The organism is Pasteurella canis, assembly GCF_900454865.1.
Taxonomy (GTDB): Bacteria; Pseudomonadota; Gammaproteobacteria; order Enterobacterales; family Pasteurellaceae; genus Pasteurella; species Pasteurella canis.
The window spans coordinates 959,873-983,958 of the sequence record NZ_UGTV01000015.1 but is presented as its reverse complement, the minus strand read 5'-3'; the positions used below and the strand labels follow the sequence as shown (position 1 = coordinate 983,958).

General features: G+C 35.5%; 19 protein-coding genes and 1 tRNA gene. 14 read left to right on the top strand and 6 right to left on the bottom strand.

Annotated elements, in window-relative coordinates; translation table 11 throughout:
* Positions 1–116 precede the first annotated feature (116 nt).
* The 4 genes from uvrD (at position 117) to pgi (ending at position 6,684) form a co-directional block, all read left to right on the top strand.
* Positions 117–2,297 carry a DNA helicase II gene (gene uvrD, locus DYE19_RS05225; protein ID WP_115322863.1) on the top strand — a complete coding sequence of 727 codons (2,181 nt, stop codon included), beginning with the start codon at positions 117–119 and terminating at the stop codon, positions 2,295–2,297.
* A gap of 206 nt (positions 2,298–2,503) precedes the next feature.
* Positions 2,504–3,907: a replicative DNA helicase gene (locus tag DYE19_RS05220; protein WP_115322862.1), complete on the top strand. Its 1,404-nt coding sequence runs from the start codon at positions 2,504–2,506 to the stop codon at positions 3,905–3,907.
* Positions 3,908–3,912: 5 nt separating this feature from the next.
* On the top strand, positions 3,913–4,989 hold the full coding sequence (gene alr, locus DYE19_RS05215) for an alanine racemase (RefSeq protein WP_174694532.1): 1,077 nt from the start codon (positions 3,913–3,915) through the stop codon (positions 4,987–4,989).
* 45 nt (positions 4,990–5,034) lie between these two features.
* On the top strand, positions 5,035–6,684 hold the full coding sequence (gene pgi, locus DYE19_RS05210; RefSeq protein WP_115322860.1) for a glucose-6-phosphate isomerase: 1,650 nt from the start codon (positions 5,035–5,037) through the stop codon (positions 6,682–6,684).
* Between the two features lie 271 nt (positions 6,685–6,955).
* On the opposite strand, the gene DYE19_RS05205 is transcribed toward pgi, so the two are convergent.
* Positions 6,956–7,663, bottom strand: coding sequence for a helix-turn-helix domain-containing protein (locus tag DYE19_RS05205; protein WP_115322859.1), 708 nt, complete (start codon positions 7,661–7,663; stop codon positions 6,956–6,958).
* 196 nt (positions 7,664–7,859) lie between these two features.
* Between DYE19_RS05205 and DYE19_RS05200 the strand changes: the two genes are divergently transcribed.
* Together DYE19_RS05200 and DYE19_RS05195 are read left to right on the top strand one after the other, a co-directional pair.
* Positions 7,860–8,069: a helix-turn-helix domain-containing protein gene (locus tag DYE19_RS05200; protein ID WP_049215104.1), complete on the top strand. Its 210-nt coding sequence runs from the start codon at positions 7,860–7,862 to the stop codon at positions 8,067–8,069.
* A gap of 184 nt (positions 8,070–8,253) precedes the next feature.
* The gene (locus DYE19_RS05195) at positions 8,254–8,556 is read left to right on the top strand and encodes a hypothetical protein (protein WP_115322858.1); all 303 of its coding nucleotides are present in this window, start codon (positions 8,254–8,256) and stop codon (positions 8,554–8,556) included.
* 835 nt (positions 8,557–9,391) lie between these two features.
* Here DYE19_RS05195 and DYE19_RS05190 read toward each other — a convergent pair.
* Positions 9,392–10,429: a metal-dependent hydrolase gene (locus DYE19_RS05190; protein ID WP_115322857.1), complete on the bottom strand. Its 1,038-nt coding sequence runs from the start codon at positions 10,427–10,429 to the stop codon at positions 9,392–9,394.
* A gap of 147 nt (positions 10,430–10,576) precedes the next feature.
* Positions 10,577–12,850, bottom strand: coding sequence for a 5-methyltetrahydropteroyltriglutamate--homocysteine S-methyltransferase (metE, locus tag DYE19_RS05185; RefSeq protein ID WP_115322856.1), 2,274 nt, complete (start codon positions 12,848–12,850; stop codon positions 10,577–10,579).
* A gap of 372 nt (positions 12,851–13,222) precedes the next feature.
* On the opposite strand from metE, the gene DYE19_RS05180 reads away from it, so the two are divergent.
* The 4 genes from DYE19_RS05180 (at position 13,223) to DYE19_RS05165 (ending at position 15,589) form a co-directional block, all read left to right on the top strand.
* Positions 13,223–14,149, top strand: a complete 927-nt coding sequence (locus DYE19_RS05180; RefSeq protein ID WP_115322855.1) for a LysR family transcriptional regulator — start codon at positions 13,223–13,225, stop codon at positions 14,147–14,149.
* Positions 14,150–14,154: 5 nt separating this feature from the next.
* On the top strand, positions 14,155–14,877 hold the full coding sequence (azlC, locus tag DYE19_RS05175) for an azaleucine resistance protein AzlC (RefSeq protein ID WP_049215098.1): 723 nt from the start codon (positions 14,155–14,157) through the stop codon (positions 14,875–14,877).
* 2 nt (positions 14,878–14,879) lie between these two features.
* On the top strand, positions 14,880–15,209 hold the full coding sequence (locus tag DYE19_RS05170; protein ID WP_115322854.1) for a branched-chain amino acid transporter permease: 330 nt from the start codon (positions 14,880–14,882) through the stop codon (positions 15,207–15,209).
* Positions 15,210–15,364: 155 nt separating this feature from the next.
* On the top strand, positions 15,365–15,589 hold the full coding sequence (locus DYE19_RS05165) for a YgjV family protein (protein WP_115322853.1): 225 nt from the start codon (positions 15,365–15,367) through the stop codon (positions 15,587–15,589).
* Positions 15,590–15,645: 56 nt separating this feature from the next.
* On the opposite strand, the gene ettA is transcribed toward DYE19_RS05165, so the two are convergent.
* Positions 15,646–17,316 (bottom strand): energy-dependent translational throttle protein EttA, encoded by a 1,671-nt coding sequence (gene ettA / locus DYE19_RS05160; protein WP_049215095.1) that lies wholly within the window; start codon positions 17,314–17,316, stop codon positions 15,646–15,648.
* A 397-nt stretch (positions 17,317–17,713) separates the two neighbouring features.
* Between ettA and zevA the strand changes: the two genes are divergently transcribed.
* Both zevA and zevB read left to right on the top strand, forming a co-directional pair.
* On the top strand, positions 17,714–18,355 hold the full coding sequence (gene zevA / locus DYE19_RS05155) for a zinc transporter binding subunit ZevA (protein ID WP_049215094.1): 642 nt from the start codon (positions 17,714–17,716) through the stop codon (positions 18,353–18,355).
* Positions 18,346–19,359, top strand: coding sequence for a zinc transporter permease subunit ZevB (zevB, locus tag DYE19_RS05150; RefSeq protein WP_115322852.1), 1,014 nt, complete (start codon positions 18,346–18,348; stop codon positions 19,357–19,359). The genes zevA and zevB overlap by 10 nt, the downstream gene beginning before the upstream one ends.
* 104 nt (positions 19,360–19,463) lie before the next feature.
* Here zevB and DYE19_RS05145 read toward each other — a convergent pair whose 3' ends face one another.
* Together DYE19_RS05145 and DYE19_RS05140 are read right to left on the bottom strand one after the other, a co-directional pair.
* Complete coding sequence (locus tag DYE19_RS05145) at positions 19,464–20,432, bottom strand: calcium/sodium antiporter (protein ID WP_115322851.1); 969 nt, start codon at positions 20,430–20,432, stop codon at positions 19,464–19,466.
* Positions 20,433–20,612: 180 nt separating this feature from the next.
* Positions 20,613–20,688 (bottom strand) — tRNA-Asn (locus DYE19_RS05140).
* Positions 20,689–21,084: 396 nt separating this feature from the next.
* Between DYE19_RS05140 and uvrB the strand changes: the two genes are divergently transcribed.
* The gene (uvrB, locus tag DYE19_RS05135) at positions 21,085–23,118 is read left to right on the top strand and encodes an excinuclease ABC subunit UvrB (protein WP_115322850.1); all 2,034 of its coding nucleotides are present in this window, start codon (positions 21,085–21,087) and stop codon (positions 23,116–23,118) included.
* Between the two features lie 10 nt (positions 23,119–23,128).
* Positions 23,129–23,908, top strand: coding sequence for a tetratricopeptide repeat protein (locus tag DYE19_RS05130; RefSeq protein WP_115322849.1), 780 nt, complete (start codon positions 23,129–23,131; stop codon positions 23,906–23,908).
* Positions 23,909–24,086 lie beyond the last annotated feature (178 nt).

Here is a 24,086-nt window from a genome sequence, read left to right as displayed (position 1 = left end):
GCCAGTTTGATAACATACTTAAAATCAGGGCAGGACATAGCATCTGCCCTGATTTATTCCATTTCATTATGTATAAGATGCTGGTAGATAACTAGATAAAAATTAAGGTAAGCTGCATGGATATTTCAGAATTATTAAATGGGTTAAACGATAAACAGCGAGAGGCTGTCGCTGCACCTTTAGGCAATTACCTAATTTTAGCTGGCGCAGGTAGCGGAAAAACGCGGGTATTAACGCATCGTATCGCTTGGTTGATTGCGGTTGAACAGATTTCTGAAGGCAGTATTATGGCCGTAACATTTACCAATAAAGCGGCTGCTGAAATGCGCCATCGAATTGAAAAAACATTATCTGAACATTCCTCTCAACGTCTTTTCGGCATGTGGATTGGCACATTTCATAGTATTGCTCACCGTTTATTACGAGCTCATCATCTTGATGCTAATTTGCCACAAGATTTCCAAATTCTTGACTCAGATGATCAACTGCGTTTAGTAAAGCGGTTACTTAAATTACATAATTTTGACGAAAAGATATTCATTCCAAAGCAAGTATGTTGGTATATCAATAATAAAAAAGATGATGGATTACGTGCCCATCAAATTGATGATAATAATGATCGTTATGAACGTGAATGGATTAAAATTTACCAAATTTATCAAGATACTTGTGATCGAGCAGGTTTAGTCGATTTTGCTGAGTTATTATTACGTGCTTATGAGTTATGGTTAAAAAAGCCCGTTATTTTACAACGTTATCAACAACGCTTTCAGCATATTTTGGTCGATGAGTTTCAAGACACTAATAAAATTCAATATGCTTGGATTCGATTACTGGCAGGCGAGCAAGGAAAAGTCATGATTGTCGGTGATGATGATCAATCGATCTATGGCTGGCGCGGTGCAAAAATTGAAAATATTCAACGCTTTTTAGATGATTTCCCTCAAGCACAAACGATTCGCCTTGAACAAAATTACCGCTCTACGGGCAATATTTTACAAAGCGCTAATCAGCTTATTGCTAATAACAGCAATCGTCTCGGTAAGAATTTATGGACAGATGGTGAACAAGGTGAACCAGTTGGAATTTATGCTGCCTTTAATGAACTTGATGAGGCGTTATTTGTTACTTCCCAAATAAAACAATGGCTAGAGAAGGGGGGAAAATTACATGACTGTGCTATTTTGTACCGTAGTAATAGCCAATCGCGTGTGATAGAGGAAGCGTTGATTCGTGCTCAAATTCCTTACCGTATCTATGGTGGTATGCGCTTTTTTGAACGTCAAGAAATTAAAGATGCATTGGCGTATTTACGCTTAATTGCGAATCGCCAAGATGATGCTGCTTTTGAACGTGTTATTAATACACCTGCCCGTGGAATAGGTGATCGTACTTTAGATGTTTTACGTCAATTGACACGAGAAAGAGAGGTCACATTATGGCAGGCGACTTGCCTAGCAATTAATGAAAATTTATTAACTGGACGTGCAGCTACAGCATTACAACGTTTTATGGAGTTAATCAATTCCTTGCAGCAAGACAGTACTGAAATGCCCTTATTTGCCCAAACGGATTTTGTGATTAAACATTCTGGCTTATATGAAATGTATAAGCAGGAAAAAGGGGAAAAGGGCGAAGTGCGCATTGAAAACTTGGAAGAGTTAGTCACTGCGACAAAAGAGTTTGTGAAACCAGATGGAGCAGAAGATCTTTCCGATTTAACTGCATTTTTAACGCACGCTTCTTTAGAAGCTGGCGAAGAGCAAGCCTCTCCACACCAAGATTATGTCGATATGATGACATTGCATTCTGCGAAAGGTTTAGAATTTCCACGTGTATTTATGGTCGGTGTTGAGGAAGGGTTATTTCCAAGTTTCCGTTCTTTTGAAGAACCAGGACGTTTAGAAGAAGAACGCCGATTAGCTTACGTTGGAATTACGCGTGCGAAACAAAAGTTGACAATTTGTTACGCTGAAAGTCGTCGTTTATATGCAAAAGAAGAACGTCACTTACCTTCACGTTTTATCGCTGAGTTACCGCCAGAATGTATTCAAGAAGTGCGTTTACGAGGTACAGTCACTCGTGCGATAAACCAACAAAAAATCGGTTCTGTTGCTCCTAATCTAAGTGAAAGCGAATGGAAAATGGGGCAAAAAGTGTTACATGCTAAATTTGGACAAGGTACAATCATTAATGTTGAAGGTACTGATAGTAATACACGTTTACAAATTGCTTTTCAAAATCAAGGTATTAAATGGCTCATTGCGCATTTAGCAAAATTAGAAAAGCTACGTTAATATATTATTAATATTGTTCAGCCATGTGGTTATAAATTTTGATAAAACAGTCTGTATATACTGCTTTAAGTGCGGTTTGTTTTGGCAAAATTTGTACTGAATAGATCTAGTGACTTCATGTTTTACTACCAATTCTTACTTAAATAAAAAAAAGAATTAGTATATGATATAGGCTAATTTTGATTCGAATAAAAATCCCAATTCTTATGGCAAAAAAAAACTCCTCGATTTCAAATAAACCACTGGAGCAAGGTATTGTGCCTCCTCATTCATTAGAGGCGGAACAGTCTGTTTTAGGTGGGATTCTGATTCATCCCGCACATTGGGATAGCATTAGCGATATGTTAATTCCTGATGATTTCTATTTAGCTGCTCACCGTGTGATTTTTCAAGAAATGGAAAATTTGGTACGACAAGGAAAACCAATTGATTTAATTAATATTTATGAATTTCTGAAAGAGAAAAATTTAAGTGAGGATGTTGGTGGATTTGCGTATTTAGCTGAATTGTCCAAGAATACACCAAGTGTCTCGAATATTGTCTCTTATGCTGCAATTGTACGTGATCGAGCAATTTTGCGTGACTTAATTAGTGTAAGTAATGATGTTGCACAAAGCTGTTATACAACAAAGGGCATGGAGGTCAAAGATATTTTAGATGAAGCTGAACGTAAAGTGTTTGCGATTTCTGAAAAACGCACAACATCCAATGAAGGACCGCAAAATATCTGTTCTATTCTCGAAAAAACCATTGATCGTATTGAGCTCTTAAGTAAAGCAGAAGGGCATAACGGGATTACTGGGGTGAGTACGGGATTTGATGCGCTTGATAAAAAAACAGCAGGATTACAGCCTTCCGATTTGATTATTGTTGCAGCTCGACCATCAATGGGGAAAACTACTTTTGCGATGAACTTGTGTGAAAATGCTGCGTTGAAAAGTGAGAAGCCTGTACTGGTGTTCAGCTTGGAAATGCCTGCGGAACAAATCATGATGCGTTCATTAGCCTCTTTATCTCGTGTTGATCAGACAAAAATTCGTACTGGACAGGGATTAGATCAAAGCGATTGGTCTAAGATTGGGAGTACAATGGGACTTTTTGCGAATAAACCGAATTTATATATTGATGATTCTTCAGGTTTGACACCAACAGAATTGCGCTCAAGAGCGAGACGAGTCTATCGAGAAAATGGTGGCTTGAGCTTAATTATGGTGGACTATTTACAGTTAATGCGTGCACCAGGTTTTGCGGATAACCGTACTTTAGAAATTGCTGAGATTTCTCGTTCTTTAAAAGCGCTTGCAAAAGAATTAGAAGTACCTGTTATTGCTTTGTCACAGCTGAACCGTACGCTTGAAAACCGTGCTGATAAACGCCCAGTTAACTCAGATTTACGTGAGTCAGGATCTATTGAGCAAGATGCTGACTTAATCATGTTTATTTATCGTGATGAAGTGTATAACGAAAATTCTGAGGATAAAGGGATTGCAGAAATTATTATTGGTAAACAACGTAATGGTCCGATTGGACGAGTTAGACTTGCCTTTAGAGGACAATATTCTCGCTTTGATAATTTAGCTGAACAACGAGACATGAGAGACGATTATTAATGAACATGAAACCTGCAACAGCCAAAATAAGTTCTGTTGCTTTAAAACACAATATCCAAACTATTAAACAAAAAGCTCCCAATAGTAAAATTATTGCGGTAGTCAAAGCCAATGCTTATGGGCATGGTGTCGTTTTTGTTTCATCTGCAGTAGAGGAAATGGTCGATTGCTTTGGCGTTGCCCGTTTAGAAGAAGCGTTAAGATTACGTTCTAATGGTATTACTAAGCCTATTTTGTTATTAGAAGGCTTTTTTTGTAGTAAAGACTTACCGATTTTAGCAGTAAATAATATTCAAACTGTAGTACATAATATTGAACAATTACAAGCATTACAAAAAGCCGAATTACCCAATCCAATCAAAGTCTGGTTGAAAATTGATACAGGCATGCATCGACTTGGTGTTGATTTAACTCAAGTAGACGAGTTTTATCAAGCGTTAAAAAACTCTCCAAATGTTGATGCGAATATTGGCTTTGTTAGTCATTTTAGCCGAGCTGATGAAATTAACTCAGATTACACCGCACTTCAATTAAACCGTTTCTTACACACGACAAAAGACAAACAGGGTGAGCGTAGTATTGCAGCCTCAGGTGGAATCTTATTTTGGGAAAATTCTCACTTAGAGTGGATTCGCCCTGGTATTATTATGTATGGTATTTCACCAGTGAATATTCCCGCTCAAGAATATGATCTTACTCCTGTTATGACGCTTACTTCTTCGTTAATTTCGATTAAACCACACAAAAAAGGTGAGCCAGTGGGTTATGGCGGTGTGTGGGTGAGTGATAAAGAGACAAAAATTGGTGTAGTGGCAATTGGTTATGGGGATGGTTATCCACGAGATGTACCAACAGGTACACCTGTGTATTTAAATGGTCGTCGTGTACCAATAGTGGGTAAAGTGTCTATGGATATGTTAACAGTTGATTTAGGTTTGGAAAGCCAAGATAAAGTAGGCGATGAAGTAATTTTATGGGGTAAACAGTTACCAATTGAGGAAATAGCACAAATTAGTGGTATGCTCAGTTATGAACTTATTACCAAGTTAACGCCTCGTGTATTAACAGAATATGTGGATTAATTAATTTAATTATCTTGTTATATTTGCAAAATAAGGAAAACAATAATGAAAAACATCAACCCGACAAAAACTAATGCTTGGAAGGCATTAGAGCAGCATCATAAAGCACAAAGTGATGTCACAATTCAACAACTTTTTGCACAAGAAAAAGATCGTTTTGCGAATTATTCATTATCTTTTAATAATGAAGTATTAGTGGATTTCTCAAAAAATAATGTGACGAAAGAAACATTGGGATTATTGCGCCAGTTAGCAAATGAATGTGCATTATCAGAGGCGATTGAAGCGATGTTTACTGGGGCTAGAATCAATAAAACGGAAGATCGCGCTGTATTACACACAGCACTTCGTAACCGTTCTAATACCCCTGTTTTGGTTGATGGTAAAGATGTGATGCCAGAAGTGAACGCCGTGTTAGCAAAAATGAAAGACTTCTGCCATCGTGTGATTTCAGGAGAGTGGAAAGGCTACACAGGCAAAGCAATTACTGATGTAATTAATATTGGTATCGGTGGTTCAGATTTAGGGCCTTATATGGTGACCGAAGCCTTACGTCCATATAAAAATCACTTGAATTTACACTTTGTATCTAATGTTGATGGTACACACATTGCAGAGGTGTTGAAAAAAGTAAACCCAGAAACAACATTATTTTTAGTGGCGTCAAAAACGTTTACCACACAAGAAACAATGACTAATGCATTGTCTGCTCGTGAGTGGTTTTTAGCAAGTGCAAAAGAAGAAGAGCACGTGGCAAAGCATTTTGCGGCACTTTCAACTAACGGGAAAGCGGTTGCTGAATTTGGTATTGATACCAATAATATGTTTGAGTTTTGGGACTGGGTAGGCGGTCGCTATTCATTGTGGTCTGCGATCGGCTTATCTATTGCATTATCTATTGGTTTTGATAATTTTGAAGCGCTTTTAGCAGGCGCACATGAAATGGATAAGCATTTCCGTACTGCGCCGATTGAACAAAATATCCCAACCACATTAGCGTTAGTCGGTTTATGGAATACCAATTTCTTAGGCGCACAAACCGAAGCGATTTTACCTTATGATCAATATTTACACCGTTTTGCTGCGTATTTCCAACAGGGTAATATGGAATCCAATGGTAAATATGTTGATCGCAATGGTGAGGTAATTAATAACTATCAAACAGGTCCAATTATCTGGGGAGAACCTGGTACCAATGGTCAACACGCGTTTTATCAATTAATTCACCAAGGTACTACATTAATCCCTTGTGATTTTATCGCTCCAGCGCAAACGCATAATCCATTAGCAGATCATCACCAAAAACTCTTATCTAACTTCTTTGCACAGACTGAAGCATTAGCATTTGGTAAAACCAAAGAGGAAGTCGAAGCTGAATTTGTAAAAGCTGGTAAATCATTAGATGATGTAAAAGATATTGTGCCATTTAAAGTATTTACTGGTAATAAACCTACTAACTCAATTTTGGTTCAAAAAATTACACCATTTACATTAGGTGCATTAATTGCAATGTATGAGCATAAAATCTTTGTACAAGGCGTGATTTTCAATATTTACAGCTTTGACCAATGGGGCGTAGAGTTAGGTAAACAATTAGCAAATCGTATTTTACCTGAGCTAGCTAATAATGATAGAGTTGAAAGTCATGATAGTTCAACAAATGGTCTTATTAATCAATATAAATCTTGGCGTTAAGTTTTATTTAAGATAAAACAAAATAAGATCTGCACTTAGACTAGAAGAATTATTCAGTTTAAGTGCAGATTTTTTATAGAATAAAATAAAGATAAAATCTCGTCTTTTTATAATTATTTTAAATTAAAAATTGAATTATATATGTCTTTACTTAAGTTAATTTATTTATATTAATTTAATTTTGTAATAAAAATTTTATTTTTAATAGCTAATTTTTATAGTATTCAAATAAAAGTTAACCAAAAGTAAAATCAATATTCTTTTTTCAAAATTAAATTAAATGATGACCTATAAAGACAATTCGACCAATAATTTCAAAGTTTTCAGCTGTTTCAAGATTCAACTCAATAGGTGGATAAATAATCTGGTTATCACTAATTAAGCGAATACCATTTGGTACTCCTTGAATTCTCTTTATCCATATTTGTTTACCAAAACGCATGAGATAAATTTCACCATCTTTAGGTGTTGTGATTGCTCGGTTAATCAATAAAATATCGCCACTATGAATAGTAGGCTGCATACTATCACCTGAAGCAATTACAAATACAAGCTGATTAGGTGTAATTCCTCTCAAACTTAACCATTGTGGATTTAAGCCAATATAATCATCAGCTGAATGTTTAAAACAATTTGTCGTAAGATGATGGTAAACAGGAATTTGTATCTGTTGTGCTGTATTTATGGCTTGTGTAATCTGTAGCTGAGTTGAATAATGATGCGTTTTCTCATCGATATCATTAAGACAAGTGGATGTATTTGTTGGATTATTTTCATCATACAACCCGAGTTGTTTTTGTACAGCCACTGGAAATGAAGAATAGTGGTATTCAAATGTTCTTCCTTTAACTCCCTCTCTTTGGCGCTTTTTCCAGCCTTCACGGGCTGCTTTTTTTACAATACCTTTATCGGATGAAGGTAAATATAATCCTTTTTCCATGAGTTCTTTTATTGAAAACCATTCTTGATAGTTCTGCATAAAAACCTTTTAAGGAACTCGAGTGATGTTAATTTTGTGATGCTTTAACTCTATTATATTGCTTGTAATTCAAGCAAAGGAATAAATTTATTGAAAAGAACTATTGAGTTCCTTTTAAAATGATTGTATAGTTCTTATCAGTTACTCACATGTGTGCTAAAGCATGTATTAATTTAAGTCATAAGGATATCACATAATGAAAAAGAGTAAAAAGAATATGCACCGTGCATATATTATTGCTGCAATTAAGGAAAAAGGCAGTTCACTCGCTCAACTTTCAATTCAAGCAGGTTTACATCCCCGAACACTTAATAATGCATTAGATCGAAAATACCCTAAAGGTGAAAAAATAATCGCTGATTTTATTGGTATTCCTGTACAAGAAATATGGCCAGAACGTTATTAGATTATAATTAAAACTCACTTTGTATATAAACTCATCTCTTGAACATTTTCCTCTATTTTTATTTTGGACATTATATTAAGAGATGAGTAGAATACGCGCCCCATGTTTTTGGAAAGTATAAATTAATTTACTTTTAATTATTTATTTTTTGAGCTGCTTATTTTTATATACAAAAAGGAACTTTATGAATTACATCTCTTACATTATTGAAAATAGAATAATGTCATCAAAAATAAGGAAAGATAAATTAATCAAAGAACATAATAGACTATTTTTTTCTTCTATAACTAAAATTAGTTTAAATAAAGAGCTACTTAAATCCCTATTAATTACTTTAGCCTCACTTCTATTTTTCTCTTTACCAACTCAATCTTATATTGATATTCCAAAAATTGTGAATGAAATTATTCAGCATAATCGCTTGAATAATCTAAAAAATGATGCCCTTTATAATGGAAAGAAAGGAACTATATCCTACAGTTATTAGCATGCTGGTAACAGTAGGATATGTTGATAAAGCAAAAGTAAATTAAAATTTCATGGATGGTAAAGACAGCAAGGATGCTGTCAATCTAGAATAACCAGAAAATTTAAAACAGGTTCAACAAAGATGAATATTAGGGAGTAAATATCGGGGTAACTGTTTGATGAGAGAAAGACATCAAAGCAGGTGAACTGAATACCACTAAAAAAAGCATGCTTACTGGAGATAAGAAACACTCGTGGTCAACAAGAAGGGATATTTCACTGGTTAATAAGGAACAGTCTAACTTTGGTCAATTATTTACTAAAATAGTGAGAGATACCACATGCCGACAGTATATAGTTAATTACATAATATAGCTTGTAGAAAAGATCAAAACTGATATTGCTAAAGGGGTCGAAAAAATACAAATAAGTAAAAGTATTTACCTTTTTAGAGATGAATATATCGCGATGAATTATCAACAGAACGACATCATTCAGAGCATAGGATAGCAACATATTTACATATGGATAATGGCACAAGTATTAAAGAATTAGTTGGGAAACTAAATAGCTAATCAGACATAGACTCTCTACAAGCAAAGCAATTTACAGTAGGAAATGTAATTATTTTAGCCAAGGATGGCATTTATGATGGGAATACATAAGTTTTTTGTTAAAGTCTATGGAGGGAAAATAGTCAATAATGCAAGACTGTATTCTTGTTGGTGTAGGTTTGAGTTATCGGATAGTCACTATCTAGATATTATAAATAGTAAGTGTTTTATGTATTTGTTAACACAAAGTGCGGTAGAAATATAAAAAATTTGACCGCACTTTGATTAGTTTAAAACAAGTCATAGCCTTGCCCAGTCTTCTAAAGGAAGAGGCTCGTCGTCTGACCAAATACGTTGCCAAAATTTTACCAAGATTGTCTTGTTGATATGATAAGTAGCTGTTGGGTATTGAATTGGTAGAATGGCTTTCCATTCTTGATTCTGCTTTTCAGCTACGACAAAGCGGAAGTTAAACTGACCCGCTAAGCCCATTCGAGTATCACTTGCGATAAGTTGATCTTCAATTTGTTCATAATGAATCCAATGGCCACTGAACCATTCTAAACGTTGTAATTGTGGTGAATCGGCAATAATGTTTGCTTTTAATTCAAGATTCAATGGGATTTTAATGAATTCGGGAGAGCCATTATCAAGCCAACCACTTATTGCATCATATAAATTACCTTGTTTATCTATAGCAAGTACACGCCAAAGCACAGTATTAAATGGAGTCGGTGTGGCTAATACTTTGTCTACTTCAATACCTTGTTGAGTCAACATGTTTTCAACGCGTTGCTCATGGTAACTGCGCCCAAGAAAACCAATAGTAAAGTATATACAACCAAATAAGAGTGCAATGGACATAGCTGTTACTGAACGGCTGTCTAGTTTCTTGCAATATGCCCAGATACAAGTGAACACTAATGGCAAAGTATAAATTGGATCGATCACAAAAACAGTTGAAAAAGTAATCGGTTCAAATGGTAGCGGCCAAAAAAGTTGAGTACCATAGACCGTCATAGCATCAATAATAGGGTGTGTGATAAGTACTAAGGTGAGCGTTAGAAATAACCTTCGAAAGGTAAAAGGTAAATGACTTTTTCGCTTAAATGTAATCCATGTAATTAAGAACGCAAGTGCGGTTAGTAAGAAAATCGAATGACTAAAACCACGATGATAAGTCATAGAAGAAATAGGATCGGCATAGCGAATAAATACATCTAAATCAGGAAGTGTACCAAGTAACCCACCGTAAACTAACGATTTGCGTCCTTGATACTTTCCCATGCCAACACCTTGTATAGCAGAACCTAAAACAAATTGTGTAAGTGAATCCATTATTACACCCTAAGTTGTGGACAAGAAATAATGCCGTATTTTGAGTAGGAATCACGCCTTCGTCAATATTTTTGATTTCATTTATCAATAAAAAAGCCCCCAGCATTGACGCTATTGGGAGCAATATGTTAGGAGCAATTGGTAAATTTAGCTAAGTTCTGCACGTAATTTTTTAGTTACTTCAACCATAACTCGTAATGCAGCAATAGTTTCAGGCCAAGCGCGTGTTTTTAAGCCACAATCTGGATTAACCCATAGGCGCTCTGCTGGAATAACCTTGAGCGCTTTGCGTAACAAATGTTCAATTTCGTTTGCTTCTGGTACACGTGGGCTATGGATATCATACACACCTGGTCCAATGTCATTTGGATATTTGAAATTTCCAAATGCCGTTAATAATTCCATGTCAGAACGTGACGTTTCAATCGTGATCACATCCGCATCTAAACTGGCAATTGCAGGTAAAATATCGTTAAACTCAGAGTAACACATATGGGTATGAATCTGTGTGTCATCTTGGCAGCCCATTGCACTTAAACGGAATGATTCGCTTGCCCATTGGAGATAACTATCCCAATCTGCGCGTTTTAGTGGTAAACCTTCGCGAATTGCAGGTTCATCAATTTGAATTACTTTGATACCAGCTGCTTCTAAATCTAATACCTCATCAGAAAGTGCGACTGCAATTTGTTTGCATACGGTGGAACGAGGAATATCGTTACGTACAAATGACCATTGTAGAATCGTCACTGGACCAGTTAACATGCCTTTCATCACTCGATTGGTCAGACTTTGCGCATACTTAGACCAGCGTACTGTCATCGGTTGTGGACGTACTACATCACCATAAATGATGGGCGGTTTGACACAACGTGAGCCATAACTTTGTACCCAGCCAAATTTTGTGAATGCAAATCCATCCAATAATTCACCAAAATATTCCACCATGTCGTTACGTTCTGCTTCTCCATGCACCAATACATCAAGTTCAAGCTCTTCTTGGCGACGTATAACAAATTCAATTTCTTTTTTCATTGCCGACTCATAATCTATTAGACTAAGTTCACCTTTCTTAAATTTAGCTCGCGCTTGACGAATTTCAACAGTTTGTGGGAATGAGCCAATATTAGTTGTTGGGAGTTTAGGTAAATTCAACCAAGCATTTTGTTTGATAATACGTTCTGCAAAAGGTGATTGACGTTGGTCTGCATTGATTGGTAAGTTAGCTAAACGTTCAGTGACTTCGGGACGATGAATCTCGCGACTATTTTCACGAGTATTAGCCGCCACTTGGCTTGCATCAAGTTCAGCTTGAACGGCAAGACGACCTTGTTCAAGTGCAGTTTTAATAATGCGTAATTCTTGTATTTTTTGTAATGTAAAGGCTAGCCAATCATACAGTTCAGGTTTATTTGCTTTGAGCTGTGTTTCAACTTCAAGGTCATAAGGTGTATGAAGTAATGAGCAGCTTGGTGCGATCCAAAGATTTTCTCCTAATCTTGCTTTTAACGGTTCAAGAATATCTAGTACCTCATGTAAATTCGATCGCCAAATATTGCGTCCATCAATTACTCCAACAGAAAGCACTTTGTCATAGTTTTCAAATGCAACAAGTTGTTCTGGTGCTCGTACTAAGTCAATATGTATTCCTGCTACAGGCAATGATTTGAGTAGTTTTGCGTGTTCTGCTACTGAACCAAAGTAAGTGGCGATAAGTAGTTTCGCGTTAACAGTCTCGCTTAATATTGTATATACCGCGTTATAAGCATCAAGCCACTCATCTGGTAAATCTACGACTAAAGCTGGTTCATCAATTTGAATCCACTCAGCGCCTTCAGCGGTTAATGCATTCAGAATATCTATGTAGACAGGCAGCAGTTCTGCGAGGAGTTCAAAACGATTGAATCGGTCACCTTTTTCTTTACCAAGCCATAGGAAAGTTAATGGTCCAACAATAGTAGGTTTACATTTCAAACCTAATGCTTTTGCTTCGCGAATTTGTTGTACATAATGCGTTGGGTTTGCTTTAAATTTTGTCTGTTTAGTCAATTCTGGTACGAGATAGTGGTAGTTAGTGTCAAACCATTTTGTCATTTCAAGAGCAAATTGATTTTTATTACCTCGAGCAAGTTGAAAATATTCATTTAAGCTTAAATTTTGGCTATCAAAGCCAAAGCGACTAGGAATAGCACCTGTAGCAACTTGTAGATCTAGAATATGATCATAGAATGTAAAATCAGCAACAGAAACATAATCAGTGTTCGCATTCGCTTGGTGCTGCCAGTTGATTGCTCGTAATTTTTGTGCAATTTCTAATAAATCTTGTTCATTAATTTCACCGCGCCAATAACGTTCTTGGGCAAATTTAAGTTCACGCTTGGCTCCAACACGCGGAAAGCCTGCGATATGAGATGTTGTCATAGTAATTCCTCTTAAAGTGATATTATTTATTTTAAAATTGGACGTCTAAACGTCTGTTTTAATGTAGAATGGCGGACTTTTTAATATTATGCAACATCATAATTTTCACAGATAACATGAAAATTTTTAATGATATAGGTTTGTTAAGGAAAAAGTGCGGTGAATTTTAAATATATTTAACTTAGTTAAAAAGTTCTGTCATAGCTTTTGAGAGTGTAGTGATGTGACGTTTGTGTTGTTATTTGAATGAAAGTTCACAGAGTAGAGATACGAGAGAAAAATTGTGAAAAAATAACCGCACTTTATTCTTTTTTATCCATTTTAATATATGATAGGAATCTCAATTCTTTTACTTTTTTATGAATTATTTTAATGAAACCAATTTTTTTAGAATTACGTCACCTTAAAACATTACTTGCACTTAAAGAAACAGGTAGTGTGTCTCTGGCAGCTAAACGTGTATATTTAACTCAGTCCGCACTTTCGCACCAATTAAAATTACTAGAGGAGCATTATGGGCTACCGCTATTTGAACGTAAAACACAACCTTTGCGGTTTACTCCAGCGGGTGAGCGTTTAATTAAACTGGCTAATGAAATCTTACCGAAAGTGATCGAGGCAGAGCGAGATCTTTCTCAAGTTAAACAAGGTGAAGCAGGTGAATTACGTATTGCAGTAGAATGCCATACTTGTTTTGATTGGTTAATGCCTGCAATGGACTCATTTCGTCAAAATTGGCCATTAGTTGAACTAGATATCGTGTCAGGCTTTCATACGGATGCGGTTGGTTTATTATTGACTCATCGTGCTGATTGGGCAGTGGTTTCTGAAATTGAAGAAACTACAGGTATTATACATAAGCCATTATTTTCTTATGAAATGGTTGGGCTTTGTGCAAAGGATCATCCTTTGGCACATAAAACTGTGTGGCAAGCAGAAGATTTTGCTGATCAAACGCTAATCACTTATCCTGTTCCTGATGATATGCTGGATTTATTACGTAAAGTATTACATCCAAAAGGGATTAATCCTATTCGTCGTACAAGTGAACTCACTATTGCAATAATCCAATTAGTTGCAAGTAAAAGAGGAATTGCAGCATTACCTTTTTGGGCAGCAAAACCTTATTTAGATCGAGGTTATTTAGTCGCACGTCAAATTACAGAAGTAGGATTACATAGTAATTTATATGCAGCTATTCGTGAGATTGATGCGAAGATTGCATTTGTTGATGATTTTTATGAAACAGTGAAAGCACAAAGTTTTTCGACTTTACCAGGTCTATCTGTGTTGGAATAAGTAATATGTTAGATGTAAATGAGCGACCAATTTTCAGTGCTGCTAAAGCAGCATTTCCTTATAGTTTACCTATTTTATCTGGTTTTTTATTTTTAGGGATTGCTTATGGTGTCTATATGAAGGCACTTGGTTTTGAGGCTATCTATCCTATTTTAATGGCATTACTTATTTATGCTGGTTCGGTTGAGTTTATTGTCGCAGGATTACTCGTTGCACCTTTTGCCCCCCTCAATGTGTTATTGATCACATTAATGGTTAGTGGACGACAGATTTTTTATGGCATTTCTATGTTAGAAAAATATGGAGCTTATTTGGGTAAAAAACGTTGGTATTTGATAAGTACATTAGTGGATGAAGCATTCTCATTAAACTATATGGCAAAAGTGCCGCAAAATGTTGACCGTGGTTGGTATTTTTTCTTCATTAGTTTATATCTACAACTCTATTGGGTAATTGGTACAGCAATAGGGGCATTATTTGGCTCAATTTTACCTTTTGATTTAACAGGTATCGAATTTGCAATGACTGCACTTTTTTTAGTTATTTTTGCAGAACAATGGAGTAAGGAAAGCTCACATGAAAGCTCTTTATTAGGCTTAGGTATTGCATTTACTACATTATTAATAGTAGGTGAAAAACATTTCTTACTACCGACTCTGATTGGGATTTGGCTTGTATTAACCTTACGTCGTGTGAAATTAAGTGCAAAATTAGAGAGCGTGGAGTAAGTATGACTTTAACTGAGCAAATTATTACGATTGTAATGGGAATATGTGGTGTACAGCTTTTTCGTTGGCTGCCATTTTGGGTTTTCCCTGCCAATAGACCTATACCAGCTTATATTCAATATTTAGGTAAAGTATTACCAGCAGCAATGTTTGGTATGTTAGTTGTATATTGCTATAAAAATGTAGATATACTGAATGCTCATCATGGTATCCCTGATTTTGTTGCTGGTATAGTAGTGTTATTACTGCATTTTGGGCAGAAAAATATGTTTCTTTCTATTGCAGTAGGGACTGGCTTATATATGTTTTTAGTTCAATTTATCTTTATTTGAAATCTAAAAAAACATTTATATTAATTTTTCTTAAAAAATAAATGAATTTACTTTCTAGCAACCGTTTGCCTAGTTATGATGATCTTTAAGTCAATAAAAAAATAATTTATCATAGTGTTATCAATGAGATAGAAAATTTATTTTAAAGAGGCAACATGGAATTTAATGTAAATGAGCTATTAGGCTATATTGCAGGATTATTAGTCGCAATTTCTTTTTTATTTAAGAATATCGTTTTTATACGCGTTATTAATGGGATAGGCGCAATTTTCTTTATAATCTATGCATTGCGAATTCAAGCATATCCTGTCGCTGGATTGAATACGTTTTTAGTCATTATTCATATTTATCAATTATGGCGTTTAAAGCGTATAAAATAACTGGGTAAAATTCCACAAAAATAAACCGCACTTTAATGTGCGGTTTATTTTGGACGTTATTTAGTAATACGTTTGTATTTAATTCGATGTGGCTGGATTGCATCGGCACCAAAAGTTTTCTTTTTCCACTCTTCATAGTCAGAGAAGTTGCCCTCATAGAAAGTGACTTTTCCTTCATCGCCGTAATCTAGAATATGAGTTGCGATACGGTCTAAGAACCAGCGGTCATGTGAGATCACCATTGCACAACCAGGGAATTCTAAGATCGCATTTTCAAGTGCACGTAGAGTTTCCACGTCAAGATCGTTAGTTGGCTCGTCTAATAACAATACGTTACCACCAGCTTGTAAGAGTTTAGCCAGATGTAAACGACCACGTTCACCACCAGATAATTCACCTACACGTTTTTGTTGATCCACGCCTTTAAAGTTAAAGCGTCCCACATAAGCACGGCTTGGAATTTCAAAGTTGCCTATACGTAAAATATCTTGCCCGTTAGAGACTTCTTCCCAGACTGTTTTTTTATCATCCATCGCATCACGGAACTGATCAACAGAAGCAAGTACGACTGTTTCACCTAAAGTAACACTACCTGAATCAGGTTGCTCTTGCCCCGCAAGCATACGGAATAAAGTGGATTTACCTGCGCCATTAGGACCAATAATACCTACAATCGCCCCTTTAGGAATACTGAATGAAAGATTATCAATTAATGTACGATCACCATAAGATTTAGTGAGTCCTTGTACCTCAATGACTTTATCACCTAAACGTGGACCTGGTGGAATAAATAGTTCATTAGTTTCGTTACGTTTTTGATATTCGCCACTATTGAGTTCCTCAAAGCGTGCCATACGTGCTTTGCTTTTTGCTTGGCGACCTTTTGGATTTTGGCGAACCCATTCTAATTCTTTCTCAATTGATTTCTGACGTGCAGATTCAGCAGCTTGTTCTTGGGCTAAACGTTTTTCTTTTTGTTCTAACCAAGAAGAATAATTACCCTCCCAAGGAATACCTTCACCACGGTCAAGTTCTAAGATCCAACCTGCAACGTTATCTAAGAAGTAACGATCGTGAGTAATTGCTACAACGGTACCTTCATAATCATGTAAGAAACGCTCTAACCAAGCAACAGATTCTGCATCTAAATGGTTAGTTGGTTCATCTAGTAGTAACATATCCGGTTTTTCGAGCAGTAATCGACAAAGCGCGACTCGGCGGCGCTCTCCCCCTGATAAATGTTCGATTTTAGCCTCCCAATCTGGTAGGCGTAATGCATCAGCTGCTCGCTCTAATTGATTCTCAAGATTATGTCCATCGTGAGTTTGAATAATCGCTTCTAATTTAGCTTGCTCTGCTGCTAACTTATCAAAATCTGCATCTGGGTCAGCATAAAGCGCGTACACTTCATCTAAGCGAGTTAATGCTTGTTTCACTTCACTCACGGCTTCTTCAATTGCTTCACGTACAGTTTGTTGAGGATCTAATTTTGGTTCTTGTGGTAAATAACCAATTTTAATCCCTGGCTGTGGGCGAGCCTCCCCTTCAATTTCTTTATCAATTCCCGCCATAATGCGTAGTAAAGTCGATTTACCCGCACCGTTTAAACCGAGTACGCCGATTTTTGCGCCAGGAAAGAAGCTAAGTGAGATATCTTTTAAAATATGACGCTTCGGAGGCACGATTTTGCCAACGCGATGCATCGTATAAACAAATTGTGATGACATAATTTCTCTCGTTATACTTGTAAAATAGAAAAAAAGTGCGGTTATTTTACTTGAAATTTGCTAGATTAGCCAATTAGAGATAAAAAAAACCCTCCGAACTGGAGGGTAGGAAAGTAGTTTAGCTATTTATGATTATTTTATTTAGGAACTTTATGAATATCAAGCAATCACTTGACGGTTTGTATTTTACATAAATTTACACTGATGTGAAACAATTTTTACATTATTTTTGAAGTTTGTCACAAAAATCACTTTAAATAAGTATTTAATCTCTTTAATGTAACTATTTTTGTGATTTTTAGTAAAAAAATACGCATTTATTATAACAAAAATGAATTATGTTATTAACTTTTATAAGCTATTGTTACGTAAATTTACATTTCGGAGATAGGATAGAATGAAACCGTTTTCTATTAGTGTTTTCTTATTTTTTATCAGCTTATTTTCATTTAATCTTCATGCACATCCACATGCATTTATTGAAATGAAAACAAAAATATTAGTGAAAGAAGGGCTGTTAACTGGATTTTCAATGGAATGGGTTTTGGATGAAGCCAGTTCTGCGACGATGCTATATGATATTCGGCAAACAAGAGGCAATAAAAAGGCATTACAGAAATTAATTGATGAAGTGATGGGTAACATTGTACATGAACACTATTTCAGCTATTTATTCGATAAGCAAGGAAATAAAGTAAAATATAGCGCTAAACCACAAAATTACGGTATGAAAGCAAATAATAACCAAGTAATGTACTATTTTGATTTTTTGTTGTCTAAGCCCCAAGAGTTAGTGAATAATCAGTTCACTTTATTGACATATGATCCTACTTATTATGTCTCAATGTATTATGATCAAACAAAGCAAAGTGCGGTCGATTTTTCACAAATTTCTACACATTGTCGTGGAGAGGTTGTTGAACCACAAGTTGATGCAAAAATTAAACAATATGCGAATTCATTAGATCAAACTCAGCGTGATGAAGATGATTCTTTGGGTGTACTATTTGCGCAAAAAGTGATGTTAATATGCGAATAAATTTTCCAATAAAGTATAGTATTATTTTGTTATTATTAGGTGTTACAGCTTATTTTTTATTTCCTTATTTATTTTTCAAAATAGCCATTTGGCAACGTGATTTTAACCAGTTAATGTCAGGCTATTTACATCAAATTAATGAAGATAAGGCGTATGCGGGTGGTTGGTTAATTATTATAAGTTTTTTTTATGGTGTATTTCATGCTTTAGGTCCTGGACATGGTAAATTCATCATTGCAACTTATTTATCTACTCATCAAACGCAGCTAAAAACTAGTATGAAATTGACTTTGCTTTCTTCTTTAATGCAAGGTGCTGTTGCTGTGGCGGCAACATCTATTATTGTTGTGTTACTTAACCTTTCTTCTCAGTATTTTAAATTAACGCAACTTTGGTTAGAACGTACAGCTTTTCTCTTGTTATTTTTATTAGGATTAAGTTGGTGTTATCAATATGGGAAAAACTATTATTTATCTTACGTAAAAAGCAGGAGAAAACAACAACCTCAAATTCTCTCCGTTAAGACCCCATCACTAAATGTAATTAAAGTAGGGCAACAGTTAGTTTCATCACATCATGATCATCATCAATCTTGTGGTTGTGGTCATCAACACTTACCCAATCAAACTCAGTTAGCAGCTGCGATGGATTGGAAATCACAATTTTTAGTGATCTGTAGTATTGGTATGCGACCATGTTCAGGAGCGATTTTTATTTTGTTTTTAGCTTATATGCTTGATCTCTATTTGTGGGGAGTTATCGCAACTTTTGCAATGGCAATAGGAACAGGATTGACTTTATCTTGTTTTGCTTTAATTGTGTTATATGCAAGGCATAGTGCATTACGAATTAGCAAATGGTACCAATTTTCATCAAGCTTACCGCATAATAGTGAAAGTTTAATTAAGTTGCTCGCTGGCGTTTTACTAGTCTTTTTTGCAACGAGTTTATTGTATGGCACTACATTATCTACTACTGGAGGAGCCGCTTTATTTATGCGTTAATTTTAAACAAATACAATGAAGGCTATTTGCAGTAAATTGCTTTTTTTATGCATAATAATGGAAAAAGCAGATCATAAGATCTGCTTTTCATTTTATAAGATGTATCAAATTGTGCTATGAATTAAAAAGATAGTGTAACTGATGTAACTAGTAAAAAAGAGTAAACCTACTAATCGACCTAGAGCATAGCGTTTTTTGTAGGCAATAAAACCAAAGATAAATAATGCTATCGTCAGGGCTGACATCACTACCATATCACGAGTGAGTACTTCATTTTCTGCTTCAATTGGCATAATAACGCCAGCTAATCCTACAACTGCTAACGTATTGTATAAGTTTGAACCAATAATATTGCCTACTGCAAGATCTACTTCACCTTTACGCGCAGCTGCTATAGAAGCTGCTACTTCAGGCAATGAGGTTCCGATTGCAACCACAGTCAATCCAATAACAAGATCGCTTACTCCTAAATAATTAGCGACTTTTATCGCCCCCCAAACGAGTAACTGAGAACTCAACATCAGTAAAATAAGTCCTCCAATTAGCCAAAAGAGGGATGCTTTTAGTGATATGTGTTGTTCTGCCCCTTCTTCCTCATAGGCGGCTTGGATAGATGCGCGTTGTTTTTTACTTGACCAAATTGTCCACAGCACATAAATAATGAAAAAGCCTAGTAAAATGCAAGCTTCTAAAACGGAAATTTGCATATCAAGTAAGAAATAAGCTGATATAAATGTGACAACAAGCAATATTGGCAGCTCTTTTTTTATTACGCTACCATGTACGGTTAATGGTTTGATTAATGCAGTTAAACCGAGAATTAGCGCAATATTTGTGATATTGGAACCATAGGCATTACCTAATGCAATACCTGGACTGCCATTAAATGCAGAAAGTGCTGAGACGACCATCTCTGGCATTGAGGTACCAAAACCAATAATTAAAATACCAATCAATAATGGAGACATTCCTAAATAGCGGGCTAAGGCTGCAGCGCCATCAACAAAATGATCTGCACTCCAAACTAAAATAATTAACCCGATAATAATAGCAAAAGAAGCTTCTAATAACATCTACAATCCTATTATAAAAATAGTGAAATTTGGACGCGTATAATATATGCAAAAGTAGAGAAAGAGAAGATGAACTGATGAAAAAATAAAAGCCCATAAGGAGGATATGGGCTTAAAGTCTTTTGGTTAAAAATAAACTTTTATAAAAGGAGACAAATAAAAGTCTACCAAAAGAAAAATTGGCTCCTCCTGCTGGACTTGAACCAGCGACATACGGATTAACAGTCCGCCGTTCTGCCGACTGAACTAAGGAGGAAAAATCCTGTATCACAAAGAATTTAGGTGGCGTATGATAATGTGCTTATTATTCCTTGTCAACCTTAAAAAAAGAAAAACATGCAACTTTTTTAGATGATTTTTATATCCACAGAGGTTGTGGATAACTCTGTGAGTTGTTGTTAAAAAAAATCGCTAACTCTAAGCCATTACTAGTATTATTCACTTTCATCACTTAATTGGTTATAAAATAACATTTTTTTATTTATCAATTAGTTATAAAAACTCTAGCAAATTTTTTAAATTTTTTTTCAAATTTGTGAAGTTTCAATCTTGACAATTATAAGTCTGTGTAAAACCTAGATTTTTTAGTACAAGATTTCGTGTAAAACTATGCTAAAATTGACCGCACTTTTAACTGATCCGTTGAGACGATATGGCACAAAAAATTAATACAAAGTCTTTCATTTTACACTCTGATTTTCAACCCTCTGGCGATCAACCTCAGGCAATTCAACAACTTATTGATGGTTTAGAAAATGGTTTAGGTCATCAGACTTTATTAGGTGTAACAGGTTCAGGTAAAACCTTTACTATTGCGAATGTGATTGCGACGCTAAATCGTCCAGCAATGTTACTCGCACCTAATAAAACATTAGCCGCACAGCTTTATGCTGAAATGAAAGCATTTTTTCCCGAAAATGCAGTGGAATACTTTGTATCTTATTATGATTATTATCAGCCAGAAGCTTATGTGCCTAGTAGTGACACTTTTATTGAAAAAGATGCTTCAATTAATGATCAAATTGAACAAATGCGTTTGTCAGCGACAAAATCATTTTTAGAGCGCCGAGATACTATTGTTGTTGCTTCTGTATCTGCCATTTATGGTTTGGGTGATCCTGACTCTTATCTCAAAATGATGCTCCATCTACAAACAGGAGCAATTATTAACCAACGTCAAATATTAGCAAAATTAGCTGAATTACAGTACACCCGTAATGATCAAGCATTTCAACGTGGCACATTTCGTGTACGTGGGGAAATTATTGATATTTTTCCTGCTGAATCAGATGACAGAGCAATACGGATTGAATTATTTGATGATGAGATTGAACGGTTAAGTTTATTTGATCCTCTCACTGGAACAAGTTTCGGTGCAGTCCCTCGTTATACGATTTACCCGAAAACGCACTATGTGACGCCTCGTGAGCGTATTTTAGATGCAATTGAAAAAATTAAGGCTGAATTGGCAGAGCGTAAAAAATTCTTGTTAGAAAATAACAAGCTGTTAGAAGAACAGCGTATTACACAACGTACACAATTTGATATCGAGATGATGAATGAATTGGGTTATTGTTCTGGAATTGAAAATTATTCACGTTATCTCTCGGGGCGAAATGAAGGAGAGCCACCACCAACATTATTTGATTACATGCCATCTGATGCGTTATTAATTATTGATGAATCTCATGTCACAGTCCCGCAAATTGGTGGTATGTATCGTGGTGACCGTTCACGTAAAGAAACATTAGTTGAATATGGCTTTAGGTTACCCTCAGCTTTGGATAATCGACCATTACGTTTTGAAGAGTTTGAGCGTTTAGCGCCACAAACTATTTATGTATCCGCAACACCTGGACCTTATGAGCTGGAAAAGTCTGGTGGAGAAATTATTGATCAAGTTGTACGTCCAACAGGTTTACTGGATCCTGAGATCGAGATTCGCCCTGTTGCTATTCAAGTCGATGATTTGCTTTCTGAAGCACGTCAAAGAGCTGATCAAAATGAGCGAGTATTAGTGACAACCCTGACTAAGAAAATGGCAGAAGATCTGACGGACTATCTTGATGAACATGGTATCCGAGTGCGTTATTTACATTCAGACATTGATACGGTCGAGCGTGTTGAAATCATTCGTGACTTACGCTTAGGGGAATTTGATGTGTTAGTAGGGATCAACCTATTAAGAGAAGGCTTAGATATTCCCGAAGTATCATTAGTGGCTATTTTAGATGCGGATAAAGAAGGCTTTTTACGTTCAGAACGCTCACTGATACAAACTATTGGTCGAGCAGCGCGTAACTTGAAAGGCAAAGCCATTTTATATGCAGATCGTGTAACTAACTCTATGGAAAAAGCGATTGGTGAAACGCATCGTCGCCGTGAAAAACAAATGAAATATAATCAAGAGCGAGGCATTATTCCACAAGCTCTAAATAAAAAAGTTGGTGAATTGTTGGATATTGGTCAGGGGGCAAATAATAAAGCAAAAGCCAATAAAACGGCTAAAAAGTCGGGAGAGTCGACCGCACTTTATCAATTACCACAAACACCAAAAGAATATCAGCAACAGATTAAGAAGTTAGAGCAGCAAATGTATAAATATGCACAAAACCTTGAATTTGAAAAAGCGGCGGCGGTTCGCGATCAATTACAGCAATTAAGACAACATTTTTTTGAGGTTTAACGAGTTAATTATGTTAGATGACAAAATAACCCAGCGATTTGTAAGCGTAGCAGGACCAGCTATTGCGTTAGCAAAACAAAAAAAGACGAAAGCAGCTCTATTAGTATTAGACAAAATGGATATTGATCAGCAAACAGAACCAGAGCTATACCATTTACTCCAAATTCAAAAAGCCGCTTTATTAGAGATCTTAGAAAGAGAGAAACCCGCTAAGATGTTACGGAACTTTGAGCATGTTTTTGATATTTATCGTCATATTCCTAATGAGAATAAAATGGTGTATCGTTCAGCTCAAATGCAATTAGCAAACTTGCTTATTTATTTGAAAAAATTTGATGAACTAGAACAGCTATATTTGGACTTTTCTCAACAAATAGTTCTAGATGCAGAAGACAAACTTTTCTTAAGTTCAGTGCTGATTAGCTTAAATAAAGTAGAAGAGTCGCTAAAATTGCTTAACACAATTAAACAAGCTGATGGTGCGAGTTTATTTGCTACGGCTAAAACGAATATGGCTTTACTGTTAAAGAATTTGAAGCGTTATTCTGAATGTATTGCGACCTGTACGATGGTCTCAGCAGAAGATGATATCACTATGTATGCTAAAGCACAGTTAATTTGGGCAGAGGCATTATATCGTTTAGGGCGTAGAGAGGAGTCTTTTGAGGTATATAAGCGTTTAAGACCATTTCATAATCAATTTTATACTGAAGCACAGTGGCAATTATTAGTGAAATTTCCGATAAAAGCGATTCGACATAATATACTCGCTTTTTTTGGCAAAGCTTAAATTACTAAATAAACGTATATAGTTTGTAGCAAGATGATTGAGCATGTTATCTTATATTTGAAGAGGAAATAGATATACATATTTCCTTTTTATTTTTATATATAAAGTCATATATTTCTTACTGGTTTTAAATTAAACTGGTTTTGTTTATTTTTAATGTTTATTTTGCTTTATTTTT

Bases quoted from the DNA above. Each gene is read 5' to 3' on its own strand.
- uvrD (WP_115322863.1), top strand. From the start codon at position 117: ATGGATATTTCAGAATTATTAAATGGGTTAAACGATAAACAGCGAGAG.
- DYE19_RS05220 (WP_115322862.1), top strand. From the start codon at position 2,504: ATGGCAAAAAAAAACTCCTCGATTTCAAATAAACCACTGGAGCAAGGT.
- alr (WP_174694532.1), top strand. From the start codon at position 3,913: ATGAAACCTGCAACAGCCAAAATAAGTTCTGTTGCTTTAAAACACAAT.
- pgi (WP_115322860.1), top strand. From the start codon at position 5,035: ATGAAAAACATCAACCCGACAAAAACTAATGCTTGGAAGGCATTAGAG.
- DYE19_RS05205 (WP_115322859.1), bottom strand. From the start codon at position 7,663: ATGCAGAACTATCAAGAATGGTTTTCAATAAAAGAACTCATGGAAAAA.
- DYE19_RS05200 (WP_049215104.1), top strand. From the start codon at position 7,860: ATGAAAAAGAGTAAAAAGAATATGCACCGTGCATATATTATTGCTGCA.
- DYE19_RS05195 (WP_115322858.1), top strand. From the start codon at position 8,254: ATGAATTACATCTCTTACATTATTGAAAATAGAATAATGTCATCAAAA.
- DYE19_RS05190 (WP_115322857.1), bottom strand. From the start codon at position 10,429: ATGGATTCACTTACACAATTTGTTTTAGGTTCTGCTATACAAGGTGTT.
- metE (WP_115322856.1), bottom strand. From the start codon at position 12,850: ATGACAACATCTCATATCGCAGGCTTTCCGCGTGTTGGAGCCAAGCGT.
- DYE19_RS05180 (WP_115322855.1), top strand. From the start codon at position 13,223: ATGAAACCAATTTTTTTAGAATTACGTCACCTTAAAACATTACTTGCA.
- azlC (WP_049215098.1), top strand. From the start codon at position 14,155: ATGTTAGATGTAAATGAGCGACCAATTTTCAGTGCTGCTAAAGCAGCA.
- DYE19_RS05170 (WP_115322854.1), top strand. From the start codon at position 14,880: ATGACTTTAACTGAGCAAATTATTACGATTGTAATGGGAATATGTGGT.
- DYE19_RS05165 (WP_115322853.1), top strand. From the start codon at position 15,365: ATGGAATTTAATGTAAATGAGCTATTAGGCTATATTGCAGGATTATTA.
- ettA (WP_049215095.1), bottom strand. From the start codon at position 17,316: ATGTCATCACAATTTGTTTATACGATGCATCGCGTTGGCAAAATCGTG.
- zevA (WP_049215094.1), top strand. From the start codon at position 17,714: ATGAAACCGTTTTCTATTAGTGTTTTCTTATTTTTTATCAGCTTATTT.
- zevB (WP_115322852.1), top strand. From the start codon at position 18,346: ATGCGAATAAATTTTCCAATAAAGTATAGTATTATTTTGTTATTATTA.
- DYE19_RS05145 (WP_115322851.1), bottom strand. From the start codon at position 20,432: ATGTTATTAGAAGCTTCTTTTGCTATTATTATCGGGTTAATTATTTTA.
- uvrB (WP_115322850.1), top strand. From the start codon at position 21,085: ATGGCACAAAAAATTAATACAAAGTCTTTCATTTTACACTCTGATTTT.
- DYE19_RS05130 (WP_115322849.1), top strand. From the start codon at position 23,129: ATGTTAGATGACAAAATAACCCAGCGATTTGTAAGCGTAGCAGGACCA.